The organism is Brevibacillus formosus (assembly GCF_003013405.1).
Lineage (GTDB): Bacteria > Bacillota > Bacilli > Brevibacillales > Brevibacillaceae > Brevibacillus > Brevibacillus formosus.
In genome coordinates, this window is sequence record NZ_PXZL01000007.1 from 135,991 (window position 1) to 161,141 (window position 25,151).

General features: G+C 49.6%; 23 protein-coding genes. 1 reads left to right on the top strand and 22 read right to left on the bottom strand.

Annotated elements, in window-relative coordinates; genetic code table 11:
• Positions 1–129: 129 nt before the first annotated feature.
• From C7R91_RS07415 to C7R91_RS07500, 17 genes are all read right to left on the bottom strand, one after another.
• Positions 130–1,320, bottom strand: coding sequence for an acetyl-CoA C-acetyltransferase (locus C7R91_RS07415; protein ID WP_047069815.1), 1,191 nt, complete (start codon positions 1,318–1,320; stop codon positions 130–132).
• A gap of 147 nt (positions 1,321–1,467) precedes the next feature.
• On the bottom strand, positions 1,468–3,456 hold the full coding sequence (locus tag C7R91_RS07420; RefSeq protein WP_047069816.1) for an AraC family transcriptional regulator: 1,989 nt from the start codon (positions 3,454–3,456) through the stop codon (positions 1,468–1,470).
• A 99-nt stretch (positions 3,457–3,555) separates the two neighbouring features.
• Positions 3,556–4,374, bottom strand: coding sequence for a malonyl-ACP O-methyltransferase BioC (bioC, locus tag C7R91_RS07425; RefSeq protein ID WP_047069817.1), 819 nt, complete (start codon positions 4,372–4,374; stop codon positions 3,556–3,558).
• On the bottom strand, positions 4,343–5,080 hold the full coding sequence (locus tag C7R91_RS07430) for an alpha/beta fold hydrolase (RefSeq protein WP_047069818.1): 738 nt from the start codon (positions 5,078–5,080) through the stop codon (positions 4,343–4,345). The genes bioC and C7R91_RS07430 overlap by 32 nt, the downstream gene beginning before the upstream one ends.
• On the bottom strand, positions 5,077–6,276 hold the full coding sequence (gene bioF / locus C7R91_RS07435; RefSeq protein WP_047069819.1) for an 8-amino-7-oxononanoate synthase: 1,200 nt from the start codon (positions 6,274–6,276) through the stop codon (positions 5,077–5,079). Before bioF ends, C7R91_RS07430 begins: the two co-directional genes overlap by 4 nt.
• 13 nt (positions 6,277–6,289) lie before the next feature.
• A complete protein-coding gene (gene bioB / locus C7R91_RS07440) occupies positions 6,290–7,285 on the bottom strand; it encodes a biotin synthase BioB (protein WP_047069820.1) in 996 nt (331 codons plus the stop codon).
• 20 nt (positions 7,286–7,305) lie between these two features.
• Entirely contained in the window at positions 7,306–8,025 is a 720-nt protein-coding gene (gene bioD, locus C7R91_RS07445; RefSeq protein WP_047069821.1) for a dethiobiotin synthase, read from the bottom strand.
• A 1-nt stretch (position 8,026) separates the two neighbouring features.
• Entirely contained in the window at positions 8,027–9,412 is a 1,386-nt protein-coding gene (bioA, locus tag C7R91_RS07450; protein ID WP_047069822.1) for an adenosylmethionine--8-amino-7-oxononanoate transaminase, read from the bottom strand.
• A 419-nt stretch (positions 9,413–9,831) separates the two neighbouring features.
• A complete protein-coding gene (locus tag C7R91_RS07460; protein WP_047069823.1) occupies positions 9,832–12,996 on the bottom strand; it encodes a phosphodiester glycosidase family protein in 3,165 nt (1,054 codons plus the stop codon).
• 222 nt (positions 12,997–13,218) lie between these two features.
• Entirely contained in the window at positions 13,219–14,367 is a 1,149-nt protein-coding gene (wecB, locus tag C7R91_RS07465) for a non-hydrolyzing UDP-N-acetylglucosamine 2-epimerase (RefSeq protein ID WP_047069824.1), read from the bottom strand.
• An 18-nt stretch (positions 14,368–14,385) separates the two neighbouring features.
• Positions 14,386–15,015 (bottom strand): uracil phosphoribosyltransferase, encoded by a 630-nt coding sequence (upp, locus tag C7R91_RS07470; RefSeq protein ID WP_047069825.1) that lies wholly within the window; start codon positions 15,013–15,015, stop codon positions 14,386–14,388.
• Positions 15,016–15,195: 180 nt separating this feature from the next.
• Complete coding sequence (gene glyA, locus C7R91_RS07475; RefSeq protein ID WP_047069826.1) at positions 15,196–16,446, bottom strand: serine hydroxymethyltransferase; 1,251 nt, start codon at positions 16,444–16,446, stop codon at positions 15,196–15,198.
• Positions 16,447–16,465: 19 nt separating this feature from the next.
• A complete protein-coding gene (locus C7R91_RS07480; RefSeq protein ID WP_047069827.1) occupies positions 16,466–17,035 on the bottom strand; it encodes a TIGR01440 family protein in 570 nt (189 codons plus the stop codon).
• On the bottom strand, positions 17,036–17,491 hold the full coding sequence (rpiB, locus tag C7R91_RS07485; RefSeq protein WP_007725502.1) for a ribose 5-phosphate isomerase B: 456 nt from the start codon (positions 17,489–17,491) through the stop codon (positions 17,036–17,038). It lies immediately after the preceding gene.
• A 140-nt stretch (positions 17,492–17,631) separates the two neighbouring features.
• The gene (locus tag C7R91_RS07490) at positions 17,632–18,102 is read right to left on the bottom strand and encodes a low molecular weight protein arginine phosphatase (protein WP_047069828.1); all 471 of its coding nucleotides are present in this window, start codon (positions 18,100–18,102) and stop codon (positions 17,632–17,634) included.
• 33 nt (positions 18,103–18,135) lie between these two features.
• Complete coding sequence (locus C7R91_RS07495; protein ID WP_047069829.1) at positions 18,136–18,696, bottom strand: manganese efflux pump MntP; 561 nt, start codon at positions 18,694–18,696, stop codon at positions 18,136–18,138.
• A 56-nt stretch (positions 18,697–18,752) separates the two neighbouring features.
• Positions 18,753–19,832, bottom strand: coding sequence for an L-threonylcarbamoyladenylate synthase (locus C7R91_RS07500; RefSeq protein ID WP_047069830.1), 1,080 nt, complete (start codon positions 19,830–19,832; stop codon positions 18,753–18,755).
• Between the two features lie 230 nt (positions 19,833–20,062).
• Between C7R91_RS07500 and C7R91_RS07505 the strand changes: the two genes are divergently transcribed.
• Positions 20,063–20,860 carry a DUF3298 and DUF4163 domain-containing protein gene (locus tag C7R91_RS07505; RefSeq protein ID WP_047069831.1) on the top strand — a complete coding sequence of 266 codons (798 nt, stop codon included), beginning with the start codon at positions 20,063–20,065 and terminating at the stop codon, positions 20,858–20,860.
• 59 nt (positions 20,861–20,919) lie between these two features.
• On the opposite strand, the gene spoIIR is transcribed toward C7R91_RS07505, so the two are convergent.
• From spoIIR to C7R91_RS07530, 5 genes are all read right to left on the bottom strand, one after another.
• The gene (spoIIR, locus tag C7R91_RS07510; protein WP_047069832.1) at positions 20,920–21,669 is read right to left on the bottom strand and encodes a stage II sporulation protein R; all 750 of its coding nucleotides are present in this window, start codon (positions 21,667–21,669) and stop codon (positions 20,920–20,922) included.
• Between the two features lie 111 nt (positions 21,670–21,780).
• Positions 21,781–22,671: a peptide chain release factor N(5)-glutamine methyltransferase gene (gene prmC, locus C7R91_RS07515; RefSeq protein ID WP_047069833.1), complete on the bottom strand. Its 891-nt coding sequence runs from the start codon at positions 22,669–22,671 to the stop codon at positions 21,781–21,783.
• Positions 22,655–23,731, bottom strand: coding sequence for a peptide chain release factor 1 (gene prfA / locus C7R91_RS07520; protein ID WP_047069834.1), 1,077 nt, complete (start codon positions 23,729–23,731; stop codon positions 22,655–22,657). The genes prmC and prfA overlap by 17 nt, the downstream gene beginning before the upstream one ends.
• A gap of 235 nt (positions 23,732–23,966) precedes the next feature.
• Entirely contained in the window at positions 23,967–24,470 is a 504-nt protein-coding gene (locus C7R91_RS07525; RefSeq protein WP_047069835.1) for a sporulation protein, read from the bottom strand.
• Positions 24,471–24,555: 85 nt separating this feature from the next.
• On the bottom strand, positions 24,556–25,131 hold the full coding sequence (locus tag C7R91_RS07530; protein ID WP_007725515.1) for a thymidine kinase: 576 nt from the start codon (positions 25,129–25,131) through the stop codon (positions 24,556–24,558).
• Positions 25,132–25,151 lie beyond the last annotated feature (20 nt).

Consider the following 25,151-nt stretch of genomic DNA (forward strand, 5'->3'; position numbering starts at 1 on the left):
ATTCTCCTTTCATACATAAGGAGAGGGCTGGTGTCAAGTGCCCCTTTGCCCTCATTCATATTAACGAAGAATTATTCCCTTTGTCAACGTTCGGCTCAGTCTGTACACAAAGCGTTCACAATTTAAAATTTAAATTTTCTCGACAATTGTAGAGACCCCTTGTCCACCACCGATGCAAAGGGTTGCTAACCCATATTTTACCCCTTCGCGTTTTTGCAATTCATGCACGAGCGTGACCAAGATTCTCGCGCCACTCGCACCAATTGGATGTCCCAAAGCAATGGCTCCGCCATTGACATTCAGCTTCTCGCGATCAAAGCCTAGTGCTTTGCCAACAGACAGCGATTGGACGGCAAAAGCTTCATTTGCTTCGATCAAGTCTATATCAGCAATCGACAGACCCGCTTTTTCCAGTACGCGTTTGGTCGCAGGAACTGGACCGTACCCCATGATGCTCGGATCAACACCTGCACTCGCATTGGCTACGATACGGGCGAGAGGCTTCACACCCAGCTCTTCTGCCTTCTCGCGTGTCATAATCAATAGAGCCGCTGCTCCATCATTGATGCCAGATGCATTCCCAGCTGTCACGGTTCCATCCTTTTTAAATGCAGGCTTTAGTTTGCCTAGTGCTTCGGCTGTCACGCCAGCACGCGGGAATTCGTCTACGGCAAACAGCACCGGATCACCCTTGCGTTGCGGGATCGGAACCGGCACGATTTCTTCCTGAAAACGACCACTAGCGAGCGCTTGCTGAGCCTTTTCCTGGCTCCACGCTGAAAATTCATCCTGCTCTTCGCGTCCAATTTCGTATTTGGTGCAAAGGTTCTCCGCTGTAATGCCCATGTGGTAGTCGTTGAAAGCACACCACAGTCCGTCGCGAATCATGGAGTCTACTACTTTCTGGTCTCCCATGCGGTAGCCTGAGCGCGCACCTTCCATTAAATATGGTGCCTGGCTCATATTCTCCATCCCACCAGCCAAGACAACTTCTGCCTCACCTGCAAGGATTGACTGCACAGCCAGATGAACGGCTTTTAGACCTGAACCACAAACCTTGTTGATTGTCAGGGAGGGAACTTCATGAGCAAGGCCCGCGTGAATAGAAGCCTGGCGCGCCGGATTTTGACCCAAGCCTGCTGACAGTACGTTCCCCATAATCACTTCATCGACCGCATCCTTGGAAACACCAGCACGCTCCAGCGCTGCTTCCAGTACAATCCCGCCCAGCTTTGTCGCGCTGACACCTGCAAGCGTTCCTTGAAAGCTACCTATAGCAGTGCGCACAGCACTCGCAATGACGATTTCTCTTTGACTCATCTTCCACACACCCCTCGAATACACAGGATAGGCAACCTTCTTAAGATTCCATCTTTTTGTGATAATTCCTGCCAAGAAATCGCTTTCTTTTCCAATTTATAAAAAAACGTCACAGCTCTTAGGAGAGCGAGTGACGGTCTGTATGATTTATAGAAGCGCCTCTGCAATTTCATCGACGATATTGTTGATGGCAATCGGGCCGTAATAGGCAATCCACACGGTTGTGTTTACCTCGTACACCTTATTTTCCTTAGCTGCTTTTAGCCCTTTCCAAATGGAGCTGTTTTTGAATTCGTCCGTTAATGCTTGATTAGCTTTGTCCGTTACGACAAATAAGTGATCGGCATTTACCTCTGGCAGCACTTCCAGAGAAATCATCGTAGCTGTATCTGATTTATCCATCGCTGGCTTGGGAGGAGTCAGTCCCAAATCGGAATACAAGATAGCAGCTGTACGGTGTTCAATTGTGTGCAGTCGAATGGCATTATCACGCGGACGAATCAGTGCGACGGACTCACCCTTGAGCTTGGCTGCGAGCTCTGTTTTCAGTTTGTTCGTTTTTTCTTGATAGTCTTTTACGATTTTCTCAGCCTCTTGTTCTTTTTCGAGAATTTTCCCGAATGTAAGCAATGTATCCCGCCAGTCTTCGTTTCGACCAAACATGATGGTTGGAGCGATTTTGGACAGGTTATCATAGATTTTATCCTGGAACTCCGTGCAAATAATCAAGTCAGGCTCCATAGCCACGACCGCTTCCGAATTGGGCTCGTCCTTTGTCCCAAGTACATGTACATCTTTTAGCTTGTCCATGAGATACTCGGGAAACTTTGTACCATCCCCCGTTGTAATCACACTGCCCGCAGGCAGCTCGCCCAAGGCCAGCATTTGATCTGCGTATTGCGTATCCAGCACAGCGATTCTGACTGGTTTAAAATCAAGCGTCAGCTCGCCTTTCATGTGCTTGATAGTACGCGTCTCGCTTTTCTTCACTTCTTGATTCGCGCTAGGTTGCGTGGTATTCGACTGTGTCGCTACCTGTTTCGAGGCGCCTGTTGCTGTACTTCCAGAATTACTAGTATTCGTACCGCCGCCTGAGCAGGCTCCCAGCAGCAAAGTAAGGCTCAGCATTAGGTTCAGCGCCAGCATCGCTTTTGTACTCTTATACATCGGTACGGCTCCTCCATCTCTTGAATGCGGATGATTTTGATTTTCATTTTCAATGTGATCATTATATTTCCACAGCTTTTGACCAGCAATGGAATATCGCGACAAGAGTGATGGACTTTGGCGACGAATTTCCGATGTCAGCGGATTTTCCTTATACATAGAAGGGGAGAAGCCTGTATATTTCTTAAAAATCCGACTGAAATAATAGCTGTCTGCATAACCTACTGATTCCGCTACCTCTTTTAGTCCCAAATTCGTTTGACGCAGCAGTTCCTGCGCTTTTTGAATGCGCACTTGGATCAAATAGTCGATAGGGCCGACCTCTAGTTGGGCTTTAAAGGTGCGTTGAAGGGATCGGGGGCTGCAGTTTAAGAGCGTGGAAAGATCCTCGAGCGTGAAAGTCTCTGCATAATGCTCCTCGATATACCTGACGGCCTGAACGACCAAATTCGGTACCGTTACCCCGATTCCTTGCGACTGCATCTGTGCCATTAGCTCACATACGAGTTGATAGAGCAGAGCCTTGGCTCGCAGCTTGTCCAGGTTGCCGTTCTGATTCCACGCTTGCTGCATACGTGATATTGCGACAAATACATTTGCCTGATGCATGGGAGTAAAGCCGTATTGGATGTGAAAAGGTTGTGTTTTCTCCAGTAAACGTAGCAGCTCCTGCCGACAAGGCAACGACAAATGAGCTTTGTATAAAATCAGATAGTATTCCAGCTCATCCTTTATTTCCTCGATATCCACGTAAGTACCTTTGCCAGCATGGGTAATATAGCAATTCTTGATAGCATGCACATTCCCGTCAAGCCGAATCAGACCACTGCCTCTCACCGAAAATAGAAAGGCACTGGCCGGCAATTGGTAGGATCGCAGCTGCTCCCCGGCTCGCATGACGATATGGCGTACATCATGTAATCGGACACTTGCCTGGTTCCATAGAAAAATATGATCATCTACGTTCATTGTCCCACAGTCAACTCCTTGATAGCCCTCCCATCGTTCTTCTATCCATTCTATTTGATAACCATTCTCATTTCTATAACAAAAATCATTGAAAACACACTACATAGATGAAACTGCACGAACGTAAATAACTTCGTAGGTGACAGGGATGCCCGTTTCTCTTTTGTACGTCTGCTCATAGTAACGAATCATTTCTGCAAGGAGTCTTCTGCGCCCAATACCGCTCCCTTGCTCCATACTTGCACTAGCGCCCACGGCTTTCACGGCATGCAAGAAATCCCGTACTCCCGGGTAAGTTAGCCGTTCATATTTCCTAATGATCTCTATATCCGTAAACCCTGCTTGCTCCAATAGCTCTCGCCAATCACGTGCTGAGAGAAACTCCAAGCCATGACGTACTCCCTTTTCCCCCAAAATCACATGAGCATGAGCAAACGAATCATGCAGCTCCCAAAAAGTATCGGGTCCAAATGTTGAAAAAACCAAAGGTGCTCCAGACTTCAGGATTCTTCCCAATCCTTTTAGCGTATGCGCTGGCTTGGCAAACCACTGAAAACACGCGCCTGAAACGATCAAATCCTTTGACTTCGCCTGTTGTTCCCAAACCCATTCTTCGGCATCGGCTTGAGAAAACGAACAAATCAGGCCGTGCTGCTCCAGATTGTTCTTCGCCTGCTCCAACATGCCTGATGCAATCTCTATTGCTTCGTAATGGGCAGCAGAAAAATGGCTGCGAATGACGCGGGTTAACCTCCCTGTCCCACAGCCAATCTCTACAATGCTTCGCACCTCGTTCTCGTTCATTATCTCTGTAACCATTTGGCTCAAATGATCGGCCATCTTCTTTTGCACGAGTGCGTATTTTTCGTAAGAGCCAGCCTTCTCACTAAATCGGCTGCTGATTGCCCTCTTTTGCAAGCTGCTCCACCATCCTCTTTAGCGATTCTCCTACAACCTCCGGAACAAATACATGCGGAGCATGACCACAGTCAGGAATTTGCACGAAATGGGCACCTGCAAGGCTACTCGCCAGTTCTTCTCCGGCTGCGAACGAACAAATAGCATCCTCTGTTCCATGAATGACGAGAGTGGGAGTAGTCAGCGAAGACAGGAACGGTCGGCAATCCTCTTCTTCTAAATAGGTCAAGCCCGCAATCAACGCCTCCGTACTCCACTTCTGGCTATTCAGTCTCTCGTGCAAACCTGTTTGTTTACGCTCTCCTGGTGTTAGCATCTGTTCGACAAATCCGTCCATTACCCGCTCGCGTGCTACTGAAAGCTGCCTTTTCATCCTTTGCAAAACAACAGGATGCCACCCTCTGCGAAGGTCATGCTGTTCGGACGTAAAGCGGGCTGTGGTGCCGATCAAAACAAGTCCTGAGACCGGGTATTGGGCAGCGAGGCGTAGCCCGAGCATCCCTCCCATAGACCACCCCACTACAATCAGCTCCTGCACCGCTAGTGAGCGGACTTTCTCTTCTACTCTCTCGAAGAATTGCGAGGAATCCGTGACGTCCGAATAAGTAGGACTGATGTGCTGATAGGAAGGAAACTGTGAGCGAACTGCATCCCAGCTGCAATCTGGCATTCCCCACCCGGTTAGCCACAGCATCACTTTTCTCACGATATCGTCCCTCCTTTGTGAAGCTCGTCTCTGATTTCGCTCACTTGCTCGCAAGCCCACTCCAGCTCTTCGCGCGTATGGGCAGCCATCACCGTAAAACGGATACGCGCAGTTCCTGCTGGCACAGTAGGAGGTCGAATCGCTACTGCTGCAATCCCTCGCTGCCGAAGCCTTTTGCTAAATTGGAGGGTCCATTCATTCTCCCCTAACGTGAGCGGGATGATTGGCGTATCTTCTTCGTCTACGGTAAACCCGCGTGAGCGAAGCAACTGGCGAAACATGAGCGCATTCTGCCTCACTGCTTTTCTTCGCCAAGAGTCTGTTTGCACTAGAGACAACGCCGCCAGATTCGAGCCAATCACAGCAGGGGGCAGAGCTGTGGAATAGACCAGTGAGCGCGCTTTTGTCATCAAATAGCGAATGATGATCTCATCTGCGCATACGTATGCCCCATAAACACCAAATGCCTTGCTGAAGGTCCCCATCAAAACATCGACTTGTCCGGCGATGCCCAGCTCGTGGCACAAGCCCTGCCCTTCTTCACCACGTACTCCCCCTGCATGGGCTTCATCAACCATCAGCATGGCATCGTAACGATCTCGCAGTTGTACCAATTCAAGAAGAGGGGCTTTATCACCGTCCATGGAGAATATGCTGTCCGTGACGATCCACTTCCGTCTTGTATCCTGGTGCTTTTTCAGCAAAAATTCCAGATGTTCCATGTCGTTATGTCTGTACCGAAAATGCTCCGCCCGACTGAGCACGATCCCATCTACAATGCTGGCGTGATTCAACCGATCACTAAAAACAGCGTCGCCTCTTCCAGCAAGCGCTGCAAGTACCCCTGTATTTGCCTGATAGCCGTTTGCAAAAACAAGCGCCCCTTCTCTCTCTTTCCACGCCGCCAATTGTTGTTCCAGCTCGTCGTACAACGCGTAGTTGCCATGGACGAGGCGAGAGGCAGTTCCTCCTGCCCCCCACTCCTCTGCCGCCATCTTGCCAGCTTCCACGATTCGTCGATCATGGGCCAAGCCCAAATAGTTGTTCGATGAAAGGTTTAATAATGGTTTCCCTTCGACTTGAATCCACGTGCCTGCGCGATCACTAGCTGACTCTACGGTGTTCCATTCTCTTGCCAACGATTGTTTGCGCAATGAATCGTATTCTTCTTCCAGCCATGTGTAGCGCTTCTTCATAACTGATACTGTCCTATAGCGCACACAGCTCGATTTCAAAGCCGAGGTCTTCAATCATCTGATGGTCTGTCGTGATTTCTTGCCCGGGCGTCGTCAAATAGTCGCCCACGAACAACGAGTTGGCTGCATACAAGGAGAGCGGCTGCAAGGTGCGCAAATTCACTTCTCGACCACCCGCAACACGAATTTCTTTATCCGGGCAAATAAATCGGAACAAGGCGAGAACACGAAGAGCTTTCATTGCCGGGGTGCGTCCTTTATCCTCCAACGGGGTTCCTGGAATCGCATTTAAAAAATTGATCGGAATGGAATCTGCGTCGAGATTGCGCAGAGCAAATGCCATTTCGACGATCTCCTCATCGCTCTCCCCCATGCCGATGATCACGCCTGCGCATGGCGACATTCCTGCTCTTTTCACGGTATCGACTGTCTGTACACGCTGATCGTATGTGTGCGTTGTCGTAATCGCTTCGTAATGGTTGCGACTCGTGTTGAGATTATGATTGTAGCGGTGAACACCTGAATCTTTTAGGCGCGTTGCTTGTTCATCGCTTAAAATCCCTAAACACGCGCAAATTTTCAGTGGCATCGTCTCGCGGATTTCTTTGACTGCTTCGATAACTTGGCCCAGCTCTTTTTCCGTGGGACCACGTCCTGAAGCGACAATACAGTATGTACCTGCTTTTCGATTCATGGCTTCTCGCGCACCTGCGAGCAATGTCTCCTTGTCCAGCATCGTGTACTTGGATACAGGAGCATTCGAAACAATCGACTGCGAGCAGTAACCGCAATCCTCTGGGCATAGGCCGCTCTTGGCATTGATGATCATATTCAGTTTGACCTTTTTCCCGAAAAAGTGCTTTCGGACGCGAAAAGCTTCGTTCATGACCAGCAGCAGCTCATCATCCGGCGCTTGCAACACCTTCATAGCCTCTTCCTGCGTAAACTCTTCTTTGGCGATCGCTTTATGAGCGTATTCCTTCCAATCCAGACAGGTGCTTTGCTTCATTTTCTCGTCTCCCCTTCTTTTTATTTATGGCTCCACTGACACAACTGTCCGATGTCCACACATTCGTGGATTAGCTGTGTCAACTGCTGGCGCTCTAACGGTTGGTCTATCCATGGAAGTACACCCCACACGGGAACTCCCCCATAGCTCTCAATCATGCTCGCGTTTGTTTTGACACTCTCATCGATAACACCCGCTGAGTTGTTTTGATTCAGGATGACACCTGCAACCTCGATCCCGAGTTCCCGTGCATACCAGACGGTCAAGAGCGTATGGTTAATTGTACCGAGCCCAGCCCGAGCCACGATGAGCATTGGCAGGTTCAGTCGAGCAGCAAGATCCGCCATCGTTTCTGTTGGAGTCAATGGAACAAGCAAACCACCGGCTCCTTCGACGAGGAGTGCCGGATAACGTTCCATCAGAGGGCGCCCGCAAGCGATTACTTCCTCCATAGTCAAGCTTTTCCCCTCTGCTTCCGCAGCCAGAAAAGGGGTAAGCGGTGCCTCAAAACAGAGCGGGGCTATCTCCTCACACGCGTCAGTCACTCCGCTCCACGCTCTCAAGCACATAGCGTCACTACCCTCATCATGTGCTCGTGCTCCTGACTGGACTGGCTTCCAAACCCCTATGTCCACTCCTGTCTCACGCAACACGGATGCGATTCCGGCAGTCACAACCGTTTTGCCTACGCCTGTATCTGTTCCTGTGATGAACAATCCGGAAAAGGGGCGATCAGCCATATCAATCACTCCTCGTATCACCTGTCGTTACGTCTTGAATCGATTCCGCCAAAATCCGAATCATGTCAGCCAATTCTTCAGTTGTAGATACAAGCGGAGGGATAAAAACGATGACGTTGCCCAACGGGCGTGTCAAAAGCCCTTTTTCTCTCGCTACCTGACAGACACGTACACCGATCCGCTCATTCCAGTGATAAGGCTCCTTGGTCTCTTTATCTCGAACCAGCTCGATTCCCGCCATCAAGCCTTTTTGCCGGATATCTCCTACATGAGGCAGGTCGCGAAGTGGCTTTAGCAATTGATCCAGATCGATTGCTTTTTTTGCTACTTGTTGAACGACTCCGCGCTCCTCCATCAGCCGCAGGTTGGCGAGAGCAACTGCACAGCCGAGTGGATTTCCTGTGAACGAATGTCCGTGAAAGAAGGTTTTCTGTTCCTCATAGTCGGCGAAAAAAGCATCATAAATCTGCTCGGTTACTAAGGTAGCCGCTACTGGCAAATACCCTCCCGTGAGCCCTTTTGCAACCGCCATGATGTCTGGCACGACCCCATCATGCTCACAAGCGAACATTTTGCCAGTGCGTCCAAATCCTGTCGCTACTTCGTCTGCGATCAGCAATACATCATAGGCACGCAACAGCTCCGCGATTTTTTTCAAGCAACCGTCTGGCATGATAATCATGCCGCTTGCTCCCTGCACGACAGGCTCTACGATCATCGCCGCAATCTCATGAGCTCTTTCCCGAAGCAAGCTTTCCAGACTGCTCAATGTGGCCTGAACGGCTGCTTCTTCGCCGCCTTGCCGGTATGGATAAGGATATGGAATGACATGTGGAGAAAAGAGCAGTGGCTTGTAGACCTGATGGTAGAGAGGAATGGCTCCCACGCTGGTAGCTCCAATCGTATCCCCGTGATAGGCATTGTTCATCGTGATAAACGAATGCTTACTGGTCTGCCCGCGATTTTGCCAGTATTGGAACGCCATTTTCAGTGAGATTTCGACTGCCGTTGCCCCGTTGTCAGAGTAAAAGACCTTGCCCAATCCTTTTGGAGCGAGGTGGATCAGCTTTTCCGCTAATAAAATGGATGGGACGTTTGCCATGCCGAGCAAGGTAGAGTGGGCAATCTGGTCGAGCTGCTCCGTGATCGCCTGATTCAGCTCGGGAACATTGTGGCCATGGACGTTCAACCACACGGAGGAAAAGCCGTCGTAATAAGCCTTGCCGTTCACATCGAACAGCTTGATCCCTTCTCCTCTCTCAATAATCAGTGGCTCCTGTGCGACGTAGTCTTTCATTTGGGTGAAGGGATGCCAAACGTATTGCTTGTTTTTGGCAGAGAGCTCTGCATAATTATTTAACAACCAAATCACAACCTCGGTTAACATATATTTGTTAACCGTTATTTTAAAATGGTTAACCTATTTTGGCAAAGCTTTTTTCTCGACTTTGAAAAATTAGCAAGATCGAAGAAGGCTCTTCTGGTTTGAGTCAACATAGTGGAGGAGAAGAAAAAGCGCGGTTCTCTTCGACTCTGACACGCCCGCAATGGGGATTCACTGTCCGTCTCCACTTCCAAAAGGGGACCGTCGAGCCAAAGCCACCCTACGGGCGGAAGGTTCTCAAGGAAGAAGTGTTCGACAAGCGTGGTCCCCTTTTGGAAGTTCCGACTAGGTAGGCGTTGTCAAGGTCTACGAGCTCTGCGCTTTTTCTTCTCACCAGCTTTGTCAGCTCATCGATATCTTCTAAAACTCAAAAAGGTCAAGCTCCTCTTCGTTAGAGGAGCTTGACCTTTTTTATTCCGATTCTATTTAACTTGATGTAGGATCCGATAAAGCGCTACGACACACACTGCTCTCGTCGTCGGTTTATTCGGCTGATAATTTCCTCCGACTGGATCAATCAAACCGAGTCCGACCATGTTGTTGATGGATGTAGTTGCCCAGGATGGCCAGGTCCCTTTATCGGATACCTTTTTCGTCGCTCCCTTTTTATTCACGAGACGATTGAGAATGACTGCAGCCTCTGCGCGAGTCACCGGCTGATCCGGACGGAAGGTGTTATCGTTATACCCCTTCACGAGGCCTTTGGAAACAGCAACCTGTACGGCACCTTGCGCATAGGAAGGCACCTTATCCTTAAATTTCAGCTTTGGTGAGGAAGGCAGCTCCCATTCAAAAGTGCGCGCGAGCAGGGTAACGAACTGTGCTCTTGTCAAAGAAGCCTCTGGGCCGAACGTCGTCTCCGTCAAACCCTTCACGTAGCCCTTTTCCGCCATGTAGGTGATTTCTGCCTTGGCGGGATGCTTCGCGATATCTGTGAATCCAGCGCTGCTCGTGCCTGCATTGTCCAGGTAGTACGGAATGTACTTGCCGTAGCTATTGACTTCATATACCCACTGACCTTGAGCATTCATGGTTCCCAGAAGCGGATCCAAAGTATTGTTCACTTGGTTTACGTACAAGAGTCCAACGCCTTTTCCAGCGAGCCATTGCTTCGGTGCCAAGGTCAACTGAATCGACGAAGTGGAAATTGCGTCCTCTTGTCCTGCTTTTAGTTCGCCCGGTTTAATCGTAAACGAATAATCAGCAGGCACATATCCTGGCATCGGCTGGGTCACGATCGACTCCACATCAATCAGCGCACTATCCAGGTAAGATGCAGTATTTGCAAACGAATAATGGAGATCGAGCTCCGCCCCGAGGGACATACTGCCTGGCAGTTCAGGGACAACGGCTACATCGCTTGGCTGACCTGACTGGTTGCCCAAGAGTAGCGAGAATTCATCCATGTACAGTGTTCCTTTGTCGTGTGTAATGCCATCATTGGCTTGGTCAACGACATACACACTCTTCAGCTGCAATGGATAGGCAACATTGCTCGGGAAGTAGCCTTTCACTTGCTTCCAGCCTGTCCAATTGATCTCTTTTGCCAGATCGACGTAGACCGGCTTGCCATTTGCATCGACTGCTTCTGCACGGAGCCAATGTCCGCTGTTATCACCATTGACCCACAAGCCCAATCCGAGCGGCTTGCCAGGGATGGTCACAGGTTTCGCTCCCAGAACGCCGTACGAAATCCGCATGTTATTCGCTGGTGCTCCAGAGAAGTTGTACACCAGCTTCGCTGCCTTTTTCGTGCGGAATGTCTGATCGGAGACGAGCGCGAACGAACCAGCCGAACTGATGCTGGATGGATTTGCCGCATGGTACATGCCAGCCTGATTATCGAACGTGAGCCATGGCTGCTCAAATTGTCCAACGGCAAATGGTACGGTTGTCGCCACGCCATCATACGTAATCGTCAGGTTTCCGTTACCTGGCTCATTGCCTGCTACCAGTTGCAGATTGTCGTTAATCGTCGCTACGGAAGAATCGACACTCGCTTTTACGCTAAGTGGCGTCGCTTGTACGGTTGAGCCCTTTTTCGTTTTGATTTTGACATCGAGATGAAGGGATTGTCCCGGTGCAATCGTGATCGGATTCGGGGAAACGATGATTTGCTGAACATCGTTTCCGGAAATGACTTGAATGTCTTTATTTTGCGTCACATTGCCCAATCGCGCAGTCAATGTGATCTTGCCGGAGCGAGCTGGTGTGAAGTGCTTGCCATTTACGGAGCCCGCCTCGGACTGACTAGCATCCCAGCTTACATCGCCTGCATTGATTGCATACGGCTGGTAATGAACGTCATAACCTTTGGATGCGCTGAGCGGGATAGATTGTCCGATAAGCACATCTGCCGGTACATCGATTTGGAAGCCTTTCAACTCTCCAGCAGGTGCCGTGTTGTATACGGCCAGTCCAGTAGGTACGCGACGCTCAGCACCGCCGCTCGGCTTATTCGCCAGATTGGCGTGTGTCTCACCCAGCATGCGAGCTGCCATGGTCGTAGAGCCGCCACCGTCAAAGTTTACAGCCCGATAAGAGCCGAGCTCCGCCATGATTTTTGCCAGCTCGTCCAAATAAACGCCTTGGCTCGCATCGATCGTGACCATGTACAAGGTCTTCCCGTCCTGGGAAACTCCGACCGATGTGCGTGCCGTCTTGTTGATGATGGACTTGTCCGCTTGAAAGGAAGTGAGCGCTTTCCCTTGATCAACCAAAATCACATTGCCGCCTACCGCTTGCTTTAGGTTGAGTGTCTGTGGTGTCGTTTGGTACTCAACCGCTGCAGTAGCGCCTACTGGGAAGTTTTGTTTGAGGAATGCTCCTGCTGCTCCATGTCCCCAAAGGACATAGCCGTTGTAAGGTATGTATACGCCAGGTTGATTCACACGAACTTCTTTGGCTACGTTGTCTACAAACAGAATCTCGACGACATCTTTGTAGCCCGGTATCGTCCCCAAGCTGGTTTTGCCAAAGGAAGGGGTATAGACGTTCAATTGGTTCTGGTGACTTTTTCGTGAATCACTCGGGTTGTACTCTTCCTTGTTGACACCCTGAATCGAATAGGTAGCGCCATTAGGAGCAGTAACCTTGCCGCCAAAGCCAAACTTGTCGACGATGGCCATCTTGTCTCCAGTCAAGCCCAGCGCGTACCAGTAGGAGACCAAGCCCATGGAAGATATGAGTTCATCGTCTTTCATGACAATACCAAACGGCGCTCCCCGCTTGGACATGTTAAAAAAATCGGCATTGATCGCTGCTACAGCTCCGGTTTCACGCGCCATTTGTGTAACCGTCTGCCTGTCTGTCAGCTTGCCTTTCGTTCCGTATACCGGTTTGACCTCAACGTAAGGATTATTCAGATCAACCTTGGTTACCATGATCGTGACTACTTGATTGGCAAATGATTTCGTATATTTCTGCAAAGTGGTCCCCTCACCAATTGGGGTTTGCCACATCATATTCAATGCACTGGTTTCCGCTCTGGCGTGTGCGACATTGGTCGCAAACGGCACAAACGGAACAAAAGCTCCCCAGGCCATGGTCGTGGCCGTGAGCAGCGTTACTATCCTTTGCGCTCTCATGTTGGTAACTCCTCTCCGTATTCCAAACTCTGTCTTTCTACCATCTAAGCCAAGCAACTAAATATTAGACGCAAAAGGTCATGGATAGTTTCGCCAATTTTCTCGATTCCCTATTAGAAAAACATACCAAATCGTCAGTCACCAAAACCAGAAAATCCCTCTACAACAAGAAACCCGCCCGGTTTTGACGAACGATACCTGGCGGGTTTTCCTAGCTGTATGTTACTGACCTGGTTGGAAAGGCTCTGGTTGTTCAGCTCGCAAACCAAAATGATAGAGGATTGCTTCTACGATACGACGGGAAGCCTCGCCATCCCCGTACGGGTTGACAGCATGCGCCATTGCATCGTAAGCCGATTGGTTGGTCAGCAATTCTTTTGCCATTGCATACACTTGCTCTTCGTCGGTACCCACGAGCTTCAACGTGCCTGCTTCAATCCCCTCAGGGCGTTCTGTCGTATCGCGCAGAACCAGGACTGGTACGCCAAGAGACGGCGCTTCCTCTTGTACCCCGCCGGAATCGGTCAGGATGAGATGAGCACGACGAGCAAAGTTGTGGAAATCAAGGGCATCCAATGGTTCGATCAACGAAATGCGATCGTGGTTTCCGAGAATCTCCTGCGCCACTTCTTGTACAGCAGGATTCAAGTGAACCGGATACACAACAGCAATCTCAGGATGCTCGTCCACCAGTCTTCGAACTGCACGGAAAATACGGCGCATTGGCTCGCCCAAATTTTCGCGGCGATGCGCCGTCATCAGTACCAGCTTCTGACCAGCTACGCGATCAAGCACCGGATGCGTGTAATCCTCGCGAACCGTTGTTTTCAACGCGTCAATCGCTGTGTTTCCTGTCACGTAGATGCTCTTTTCCGGCTTTGCTTCGCGACGAAGATTGTCAGCCGATCCATTGGTCGGAGAGAAGTGAAGGTCAGCCATTACACCTGTCAACTGACGGTTCATCTCTTCCGGGAACGGCGAGTACTTGTCCCATGTGCGCAAGCCCGCTTCCACGTGGCCAATCGCGACTTGATTATAAAAAGCAGCCAGACTCGCCACAAAAGTGGTTGTCGTATCCCCGTGTACGAGGACAATGTCCGGTTTTACTTCCTTCATCGTTTCATCCAGGCTCTCCAATGCGCGAGTGGTCACACCCACCAGCGTTTGGCGATCCTTCATGATGTTCAAATCAATGTCTGGTTGAATATCAAAAATGTCCAAAACCTGATCGAGCATTTGACGATGCTGAGCCGTCACGCAAACGACCGATTCAATCTGTTCGCTGTACTTGTTCAATTCATGGACAAGTGGCGCCATTTTAATCGCTTCCGGACGTGTGCCGAATACCGTCATTACTTTTACAGTTTTCATCCGTTTTTCCCTCTCCGACTACTTCGTGCCGTACAAGCGGTCACCCGCATCGCCCAAGCCTGGCACGATGTATCCATGGTCGTTTAAATATTCGTCAACAGCCGCTACGTAAATATCTACATCAGGATGTTCGTCCTGAACTAGCTTGATGCCTTCTGGAGCAGCGATGAGGCACATCAGTTTCAAGTTTTTCGCTCCACGTTTTTTCAAAGCAGTAAGAGCGGCAACAGCGGAACCACCAGTCGCCAGCATCGGGTCAGTTACAATCAACTCACGCTCAGCAACATCGGATGGCAGCTTCACATAATACTCAACAGGCTGCAGGGTTTCCGGATCGCGGTAAAGACCCACGTGTCCTACTTTGGCAGCAGGGATCAACCTCATCAGGCCATCCACCATACCAAGACCAGCACGAAGAATCGGTACCAACCCTACTTTTTTACCAGCAATTACATTCGACTGACAGGTAGCCACTGGCGTTTCGATCGTAGTTTCCTCCAACGGCATATCACGGGTAATTTCATAGCCCATCAGAGTAGTCACTTCATCTACCAGTTCGCGAAATTCCTTGGTCCCTGTATTCTTGTCACGAATATACGTAACTTTATGCTGAATCAGCGGATGGTCAAACACATATACACGGCTCATGTCATTTCCTCCGTTTCCCTATCAATACATCCTTTCTATAATAGCTGGTGAGAGTTGAGCCGTCAATTTGCCTAATCTTCGTACTTTTTGCCTTCCTTGACCCCTGGCAACAGCCGGGAAGTAAAGAAAAGCAGACCCCTATGGGAAAATTTCCACTGGGTCTGCTTCTCGTTGCCTTGCTTAGATATTCAAGCCTTCATACATCGGGAAGCGTTGGCACAAAGCTGCCACACGTTGGCGTGCTTCCTCGTGCTTCGCAGCATCCTCTGGATTTTTCAATGTCAGAGCGATAATCGCTGCTACTTCTTTCATTGCTTCCTCATCAAAACCGCGGCTTGTAACTGCTGGCGTACCCATGCGCACACCGCTTGTAACAAACGGGCTTTGTGTATCGTAAGGAATCGTATTTTTGTTCGTTGTAATGCTTACTTCGTCCAGCAGATGCTCAGCTACTTTACCAGTTAGGCCGATTTTGCTTACATCAACCAATACGAGGTGGTTATCCGTTCCGCCGGAAACAAGCGTCAGACCTTCAGCAGTCAGTGCCTCAGCAAACGCACGAGCATTCTTGATGATGCGATTTGCGTAATCCTTGAATTCTGGTTGCAGGTTTTCGCCGAAGGCAACCGCTTTTGCTGCGATCACATGCATCAACGGACCACCTTGAACGCCTGGGAATACGGATTTGTCGATGCCCTTCGCGAATTCTTCCTTGCACAAAATCAAACCGCCGCGCGGTCCACGCAGAGTCTTGTGCGTCGTAGAAGTAACAAAATGTGCATGCGGCACTGGATTTGGATGCAGACCTGCCGCAACCAGACCAGCGATGTGCGCCATGTCGACCATGAAGTACGCGCCCACTTCATCCGCGATCTCACGGAATTTAGCAAAATCAATCGTACGTGGATAGGCACTCGCCCCACAAACGATCAGTTTTGGCTTGTGCTCCAATGCTTTTGCACGAACAACTTCATAGTTGATCAGGTGAGTATCTTCATCTACACCGTAGTCAACGAAATTGTACAGAGTACCGGAGAAGTTTACTGCACTACCATGCGTCAAGTGACCACCGTGGGACAGGTTCATTCCCAATACGGTGTCGCCTGGCTGAAGAATCGTGAAGTATACTGCCATGTTCGCCTGAGCACCGGAGTGTGGTTGTACGTTTGCATGCTCAGCGCCGAAAATTTCTTTTACGCGGTCGCGCGCGATGTTTTCCACGATATCCACATACTCGCAACCACCGTAATAGCGGCGGCCTGGGTAACCTTCTGCGTATTTGTTCGTCAAAACGGTTCCCATTGCTTCCATAACTGCGCGGCTTACGAAGTTTTCAGAAGCAATCAGCTCAATCTTGTCGCGTTGTCTTCCGAGCTCCAATTGAATGGCTTCCATTACTTGTGGGTCTTGTTTACGTAAAAAATCTAGCATAGTAGTTTCTCCTCCTCTTTTACGTGCAGCTTTCATTTGGTGGTGTTTTCTCATACACGGCGCGCGGTCCGCCAATCAGCTTGGGACGTGTGCGGGCTGCCGTAACATGTGCTTGTCCAACGAGACGCAATGTCGGACGAACCGGTACTGCCACATGCTTCAGATGCATGCCGATAAGCGTATGGCCGATATCTATGCCTGCATGCGCGCGAATGTGCTCTACAACGGCTGCATCCGTGAACTGTGTAAATGCATGCGCAGCCATAGAGCCTCCAGCAGTCGGAACGGGAACAACCGAGACCTCTTCCAGTCCGTATCGCAACGCAACATCGCGCTCGACGACCAGAGCCCTGTTCAAATGTTCACAACATTGAAAGGCAACAGCAAAGCCGCGTTTCTCTACAACAGATTGGATCCCGCGATACAAAGCTTTCGCTACATCTTGGCTGCCAGCTTTTCCAATATGCTCCCCGAGCACCTCGCTGGTACTGCACCCAATCACCATAAGCTGTCCAGCTTTCAGCTCCGCCAAATCGGCTACTTCTTCGACAATTTCACTGATTTGTTTTTCGATAGCGGATAAATCCACTTACTTCACTCCCGCATGCTTCGCTTCAATTTGGGAAATCTTTTCCACACGGCGCTCGTGGCGACCACCTTGAAACTCTGTTTCCAACCAAATTTTCACGATATCAAGCGCAAGACCCGGTCCAATGACCCGCTCACCCATCGCCAACACATTGGTGTTGTTATGCTCACGGGTTGCGCGTGCAGAAAACGTATCATGCACAAGTGCACAACGGATGCCTGGAACCTTGTTGGCTGCGATCGACATGCCGATACCTGTTCCGCAAACGAGAATGCCTCGATCAAACTCCCCCGCTGCCACCTTTTCCGCTACTGGCAAAGCATAATCGGGATAATCAACCGATTCCTCGCAGGTGCAGCCGAAGTCTTCCGTTTGGATGTTCATGGAGGCCAGCAGAGTCTTGATCTCCTCTTTTAGCTTGTATCCACCGTGATCAGCAGCAAGTGCTACTTTCATCTGTCATCCCTCGCTTGTCTCATAATCTTCGTCTAGTATACATCAAAAAGCCATAAGTAAAAAGTGAACATTTTTATCAAGTCACTAAAAAATCGTTCGTACTCTCACAAAAAACAAGGCCCTGGCTATACACCAGCACCCTATTCATCCACTGATTTACGAAGAGCTGGGTCCTTGAGCATCAATGAGAGCCTTTCCAGTGACTCTTCGATTTCTTCGGCACACCTGCGATAATCCATCAGTGATCCCCCATATGGGTCAGCAATATCACTAAAGCCTTCTATCCCCACGAACTCTTGTAGGGTATGCACCTTTTCAGCGGCTGAGGGGAAATACGTCAAGATCGCGCGCTTGTGACCGTGCGTCATCGTCAAAATGACATCAGACCATTCAATCAACCCATCGTCTACCTTGCTGGCCTTGTGATCGTGGGCAATTCCTCGCTCTTCTAATACTTGTTTGGCGTGCAAGGAGGCATCCTGACCGGCAAATGCCGCCACGCCAGCTGAGCGTATTTCAAGCCCCTGTCCGTCTGTCTTCGCACGGAACATCGCTTCTGCCATTGGGCTTCGGCACGTATTTCCCGTACAGACGAAAAGTATCCGTTTCACGTATGGTTCCTCCTCTCCTGATAATTAGTCCGGTTATATCATAAATTTTAACCCAAAACCAAACAAAATAAGTCCACCTATTAATTCACTGTATTCGCCAAGCCACCCTCCCACACTCCTGCCTAACAATAAGCCGAAGTAAGACATCGTGGCACCCATTACTCCAAACAGGGAGATGGCCAAAATTCTATTGACCTCGATCAAGCCGAACGAGAAACCGACGGTGAAAGCATCCAGGCTGACACTAAATGCGAAGAGCATAAGTCCGAACCCTTTTGTCTTCAACACACTTTTTTGATCCCCTTGAACAAAGCCATTCCATAGCATATGCAAGCCGATGATCATCAGGACCCCACCGCCAATAAACACGGCTATATCTCCAATCAAATCGGACAAGTACGCTCCAACGACAATCCCGATGATCGGCATCATAATGTGAAACAGTCCGATGGTGATACTTACTTTGATAATCTCTCGTAACCGAATGCCAACCATTCCTACGCCAATTCCTAACGAAAAGGCATCCATACTTAAGGCGAAAGCAATAATGAGCAACGTCAAAAATTGCCCCCATTGGAATAACACCTGGTCCAAGCAGCTCCCCTCCCGTCTCTTCACCTTATGCGGACAAGGGGGAGTTTAGGACAGGTTTACACGGACAAGACACGGCCTCCAGCAGCCTTTTCCAAGCGATTCATCACGGCCATACCTAACCCGTTTCGCGGGAAAGTCTCCCCAACAATATACTGCACTTCTCGATCGTCGAATTCTCGCAGCACTGCGTACAGCTGTTGGGCAACCGCCTCCAGATCCGCTTGTGATCCGACCACAAGAACGACATCTGCCGACACGTGGCTTTGCCAAAAGGGAGCTGTTTCTTCCGTTGCCAGCACACCCGTTTTTTGACCGTGTTGCTTCGCCTGTTGCAGCATGTCTTCCATTTTTGCCCGAACTTTTTCACTCTCTCCAGATACTAGCCACATTTCGCCTTCCGGAGCGTAATGCGTATATTTCATCCCTGGAGAGCGCGGTGCCTCGGCTGCTCCCACTCGAAAAGAAGGATCGAGCTCCACATAGCCAATTACTGGTTCCATTTGCTCCCGTGTAATGCCGCCTGGGCGTAGAATCATGGGCGGGTCCTGTGTCACATCAATCACAGTAGACTCTACCCCAACACCTGTTGCCCCACCATCGACCACTCCTGCTACGCGTCCATCCAAGTCAGCCAATACATGCGCCGCAGTCGTAGGACTCGGACGTCCAGAGCGATTGGCGCTCGGAGCTGCAATCGGTACTCCCGCTTCCTTGATCAAAGCCAAGGCAATCGGATGATCAGGCATGCGAACCCCGACTGAATCCAGTCCTGCCGTTACCAGCGAAGCTACCTGATCGGTTTTTGGCAAAATCACTGTCAAGGGTCCAGGCCAAAACGCCTCCATCAGCTTTTTCCCTTTCTCCGGAACCTCACTTGCTACTGTGGACAACTGGTCCCAGGCTCCAATATGTACAATCAGCGGATTATCGCTGGGTCTGCCTTTTGCTGTAAATATTTTTTCCACTGCTTCATTTGATAATGCATTCGCTCCCAAGCCATAAACCGTCTCTGTGGGAAACGCGACAACCGCCCCTTCTCGAAGAAAACGGGCTGCATCCACAATCTGTGCACAACTATGCTGATTTTCCACATCGTTATCCACAGACCAGACTTTTGTCACAAAATTCATTTCCATCGTTAAAAAATCCTTTCTCTAGCTCGTTTCTTTGTAAGGAGTGCCTTAAGTATAGATGTGCACAAAAAAGTTTTCAACAGGCTGTGGGTAACTTGTGAATAACTTTTCTGAACAGCGTGGAAAAGGGAGCCTTGTTACCTTTTTTTAACTTCCTCCGTCTTAGCCTTGTAGTAGAATGAACACGAAAACAAAACAATAACTTTCCCTTTATCGAAAGGACCGTGAATGAAATGTCATCTTTTAAATCCTTAGCTTCCAGCCTGCTTGGCACAGCTGTATTGTTAACAGCCGTCGCTGCCCCAGTATTTGCAGCACCTGCTTTACCTGCAGCCTCCGCAAAACCAGCTGTGCAAGCGCCAAAGCCACAAGCAAACGGTGTCGTATTCACACCAAAAACCATTACGGTCGATACGAAAGAATTTCAAGGTAAAGTATCCATCCCAGTGATTAGCGGGATGAAGGATAAAGCTTTTGAAGCAAAACTGAACGCTGCTCTGCTGAAAGAAGCGCAAACAGGCTTGGCGGAAGGACAAAAAGCCGGCAAAGCAGATGCGGCAGAAGCGAAAAAGCACGGATGGGAGCCACGCCCTCATGCGCTCGACATCTCTTATGAGGTATACAATGCTGGCAATCTCGTTTCTTTCTCCGTACAGACGTACATATATACAGGCGGAGCACATGGCATGACGGATGTTACGTATTACAACATCGATAATCAAACCAAATCAAAACAATTGAAGCTGGCTGATCTGTTCCAGTCCGGCCATGACTACCGTACCATTTTCAATCAAATCATTTTGCAACAAATAAAAGAAAAAACCGAGGCGGATGGCTTTAATCCTTACGATGGATTCGAAAGCATCAGAGAGGATCAAGGCTTCTCTTTTAAAGATGGCAACCTGATGATCCATTTTGGTCAATACGAAATTGCCGCCTATGCAGCGGGAATGCCAGAGTTCGCGATCCCTGCTCAGCGTTACCAAGATTTGTTGAAGTCTGAGATTCGTGAGGCTTTATTCAAAAAGTAATCGCAGCAATTCAAAACGACACCTGCACGAGCGGCGGGTGTCGTTTTTTTATGTCCAGCTTAGGAGAGCCAGCCCTCGATTTTTTCCCATAAGTAAAATCTCACTTCTACTTCAGGAGCAGAGGCCGTTACTTCTTCTGCTTTTTCTACCTCTTCGGACTCTTCCACTTCTACTTTTGTTTGCTCAGCGTCCACTTTATTCGTTTCGGAATGTAGCTCTACTTCGTTTTCTTCTAGGGGTAAGACCGCTACTTCCTCGGATACAGCTGCGGTCGTTTGCTCAGTTTCTTCAGGTTCTGGAGTTGGCTCTGCCTTTACAGCGTCGCCATTTGACATGTCAATAAAGCAGAGCGGCGGGAACAGGACACACCACCAGTTTTGACCTTTTGCCTCCCCGATTTGTACACGGACTGCTCGGTAATTACCCGCAGGGTACACATAGGAGCCGTACAGCTTCGTCGGAAAAGGGACTTCGCCGAAATCGACTACAGCTTTGTAAGAAAAACCGCGTTTCTTGATCGTCTTGTCTACCACTTGTTGAAGGACAGGCAATTGTGATTGAATCACTTGCTCTGCTTCCTCCAACGTCTCGATATCGTCCGCCCACGTATTCATTTGAGCGATAATCGCATCTCTGACTTCGCGCTTTAACCATTGATCTTGGACAGAATCGCTGTTCGCAATAATGCGCAAGCGAACGGATTCCTGAGGGATCGGCCCATTATCCAACACATTGGCCGAAGTAAGCTGCCCCTCCCAGCTCATCATAAGCATAAACAGGCTAAACGCCATCAACAACATCCGTTTCATCGTTATCCGTCTCCCTCTATACTGATCTTCTCTCTTTAGCAATCAGTATGGACGGATTCACACGATTTCAAACATTCATTCCCTATGTAAAAAAGGCGAGACGAGTCAGTGCTATCGTCTCACTCCGACAACAACCCGCTCAATCCCCGCCAAGTCTGGAACAATCTCTACCTCATCCATGACACCGGATGCCCTCATCAATGCCGCTACATCCCCAGCCTGATAAATGCCTACCTCAAACGCTACGACCGCTCTATCTTTTAATAGACTCGGCAGCGCCTCACACAGGCGACGATAGCAATCCAGACCATCTTCACCGCCATCCAAAGCCAAGCGCGGTTCATGTACGCGCACTTCATCGTCCAGCTCCTCGACATCGCGGCTCGGGATATAAGGTGGATTGGACACGAGGATGTCTACCTTTTCGCCTGCTTCCAAAAGCGGCTGCACCAAATCCCCTTGTAGAAAGCGGACATCTGCCCCAAGACGACCTGCATTTTCCCGAGCAATTGCCGTTGCCTCAGGAGACAGGTCCACCGTAGTCACACGCCATTGCGGTTTTTCTAGCGCGAGTGTAATGCAGATGGCTCCGCTCCCTGTGCCGATATCCACCACCGCTAGCTCTTCGCTCTCAGGCCAGAGCTTTGCAGCGGCAGCCAGCACTTGCTCCACCAGTATCTCCGTTTCCGGTCTTGGGATCAGCACCCCTGGTCGCACCGTAAAAGGACGTCCGTAAAACTCCTGTTCGCCAAACATGTATTGCAATGGCTCGTTATTCGCCCTGCGCATGCACAGTCCGTCCAGCTTCACCAATGTTTCTGCATCGATTGAATCCGTCATCGCCATTAAAAAGCGTGTCCGATCCCAGTTGAGACAATGACGAATCATTAGCTCCGCTTCGAACAAAGGATCCTTCGTCCCTTTTTCCCGCAAAAAGGAAGAAGCCCGTAATAGGGCTTCTCGAATCGTCGTGACATCAGACCAATCAAGCTGAGTGTGCATGGCTTTTCAAAAGCTCCGTTTGTTCATGCAGGATCAGGTTGTCGATCACTTCATCCAATTCGCCTTCCAATACCGATTCCAGTCGGTGCAGGGTCAGACCGATGCGGTGGTCGGTCACGCGGCTTTGTGGATAGTTGTACGTGCGGATGCGCTCGCTTCGGTCACCAGTACCCACCAAGCTTTTGCGCGTTGCATCTGCTTCCGCATTTTGTTGTTGCATGTAGAAATCATACAGACGAGCACGCAATACACGCAGCGCTTTGTCTTTGTTGGAATGCTGGGATTTCTCGTCCTGACAAGAAACCATGATCCCTGTAGGAATATGCGTTACGCGAACCGCAGACTTGGTCGTGTTAACGCTCTGACCGCCTGCACCACTGGAGCAGAACGTATCGATGCGGATATCTTTTTCGTGTACTTCCACTTCCACGTCTTCTGCTTCTGGCAGAACCAGAACAGTTGCAGTAGAAGTATGGATGCGCCCACCGGACTCAGTAGCCGGGATGCGTTGCACACGATGCGCGCCGCTTTCGAACTTCATTTTGCTGTAGGCACCGCGGCCAGAAAGCGAGAAGACAATTTCCTTGTATCCGCCAATATCGGTTGGGCTTGCCTCCAGCACTTCAATTTTAAAAGCGTTGCGCTCCGCAAAACGCGTGTACATACGGAACAGCACCGCCGCAAACAGTGCAGCTTCATCGCCACCCGCGGCACCGCGGATTTCCACAATCACGTTTTTCTCATCGTTCGGGTCTTTTGGAAGCAACAGGATCTTCAAGCGATCTTCCAGTTGTTCCTTGCGTGCTGACAATTCGTTGAGTTCGAGCTTGACCATTTCACGCATCTCGTCATCCAGCTTCTCTTCCAGCATCGCTTTGGCGTCATCAATTTGACTCACCACTGATTTATATTCACGGTATGTTGTTACCGTCTCTTCCAACGAAGATTGTTCCTTGGACAGTTCACGCAAGCGTTTTGTATCACTAATGACGTCGGGGTCACATAGGAGATTGGTTACTTCTTCAAAACGCTCTTCGACTGCAGATAAGCGTGTAAACATTTTTATTTCACCCCATCGCAAAGAATAATAGCCTTTTGGCGCAGGCGAAGCCTTGGTAGCATGTATGTTAGATATGAATTGCGATAAAATGCTATCTACCATAAAAACGGTTATAACAGATAAATTATAGGAGGAATGGCGCGAGAAGTCAAAGTGCATTATAACTGGAAATGTTTTACCGATGCCAAACAGGCCCGGCTATGCCGAGCCTTGCTACATACGTCCTGCTCACCTGTCAGCGATGGTAACCGTCATGCGAGGTTAAGTGAAAATCGTAACGCGGGATTCTTTCCTGAAGAAGCGAAATCACCTGCTGCTCGATGGTTCGCGCTTGATTCGCAGTGATGTTATGCACAAGGTCAAGAGTAACATATGCATTGGCATCGCTGAGTGTGATGCGAGCGTTTTCCACACCTTTTACCGACATGGCCATCCTTTCCATATTGGTCACGTCGACTTGGGTATTACGTGAGTTCCAGTGGCCGATCACCATATTCGGATTTTGATTGCGTCCCATTAACGGGTCACGATCCGCAGCAACAGGCGCACGGCCTTGAAGTGTATTGCCGCTTTGATCCCCTCTGATCTTCATATTGTGCTGTGTATTTCTCACATCCGTACTATAGCCCTGTTGCCTAGCCGTATTTCCCCCGCATCCCACAGTGAGGACAGTCGTAAGTACAACCAAGCCCAGAACAACACGCGAGCTGCGCAAAAGCCAATTAGGCTGTGTCCGCATGAAAAAGCCACCTCCTGTTTTGCTTAGTCTGCGCATCGCCTCTTGGGCTCATGCACGGGACAAACAGGGGGTGGCTATGCTTTCGTTATTCGGCAACTGGAGGGGTATAGTAATGCTTGCGACAGACGCTGCTGTATGTATCATTCCCAGCAATCTCAATCGTCTCCCCGGAGTAGACGGGTTGTCCATTTTTGAACTTGAGAATATGCGTTGCCTTTTTATTGCAATATACACAAACCGTTTTAATTTCTTCTACTTTATCAGCCTCGCATAGAAGGGCGGCGCTGCCAGGGAAGAGCTCATTCTTGAAGTTTTTCAACAAGCCATAGACGATTACGGGGATTCCCAGCTTGTCTACGATCCTGACGAGCTGATCCACATGGTGGCGACTGATGAACTGAGCCTCGTCAACCAACACGCAATGCGGCTTGACTGACTCTGCCTCTACGATTTGATACAGGTCCGTCTCTTCGCTAATCGGAATCGCTTCTCGGCTAATCCCAACACGCGAAGCCACTTTTCCCACGCCATAGCGATCATCAACTGCTGGAGTAAACACTACTACTTTTTTCCCCGATTGCTCGTAGTTGTGGGCAACGGTCAATAATTGAATGGATTTGGAAGCATTCATTGCTCCATACCGAAAATATAGTTGTGCCACGTCTCTGTCTCCCTTTGCCT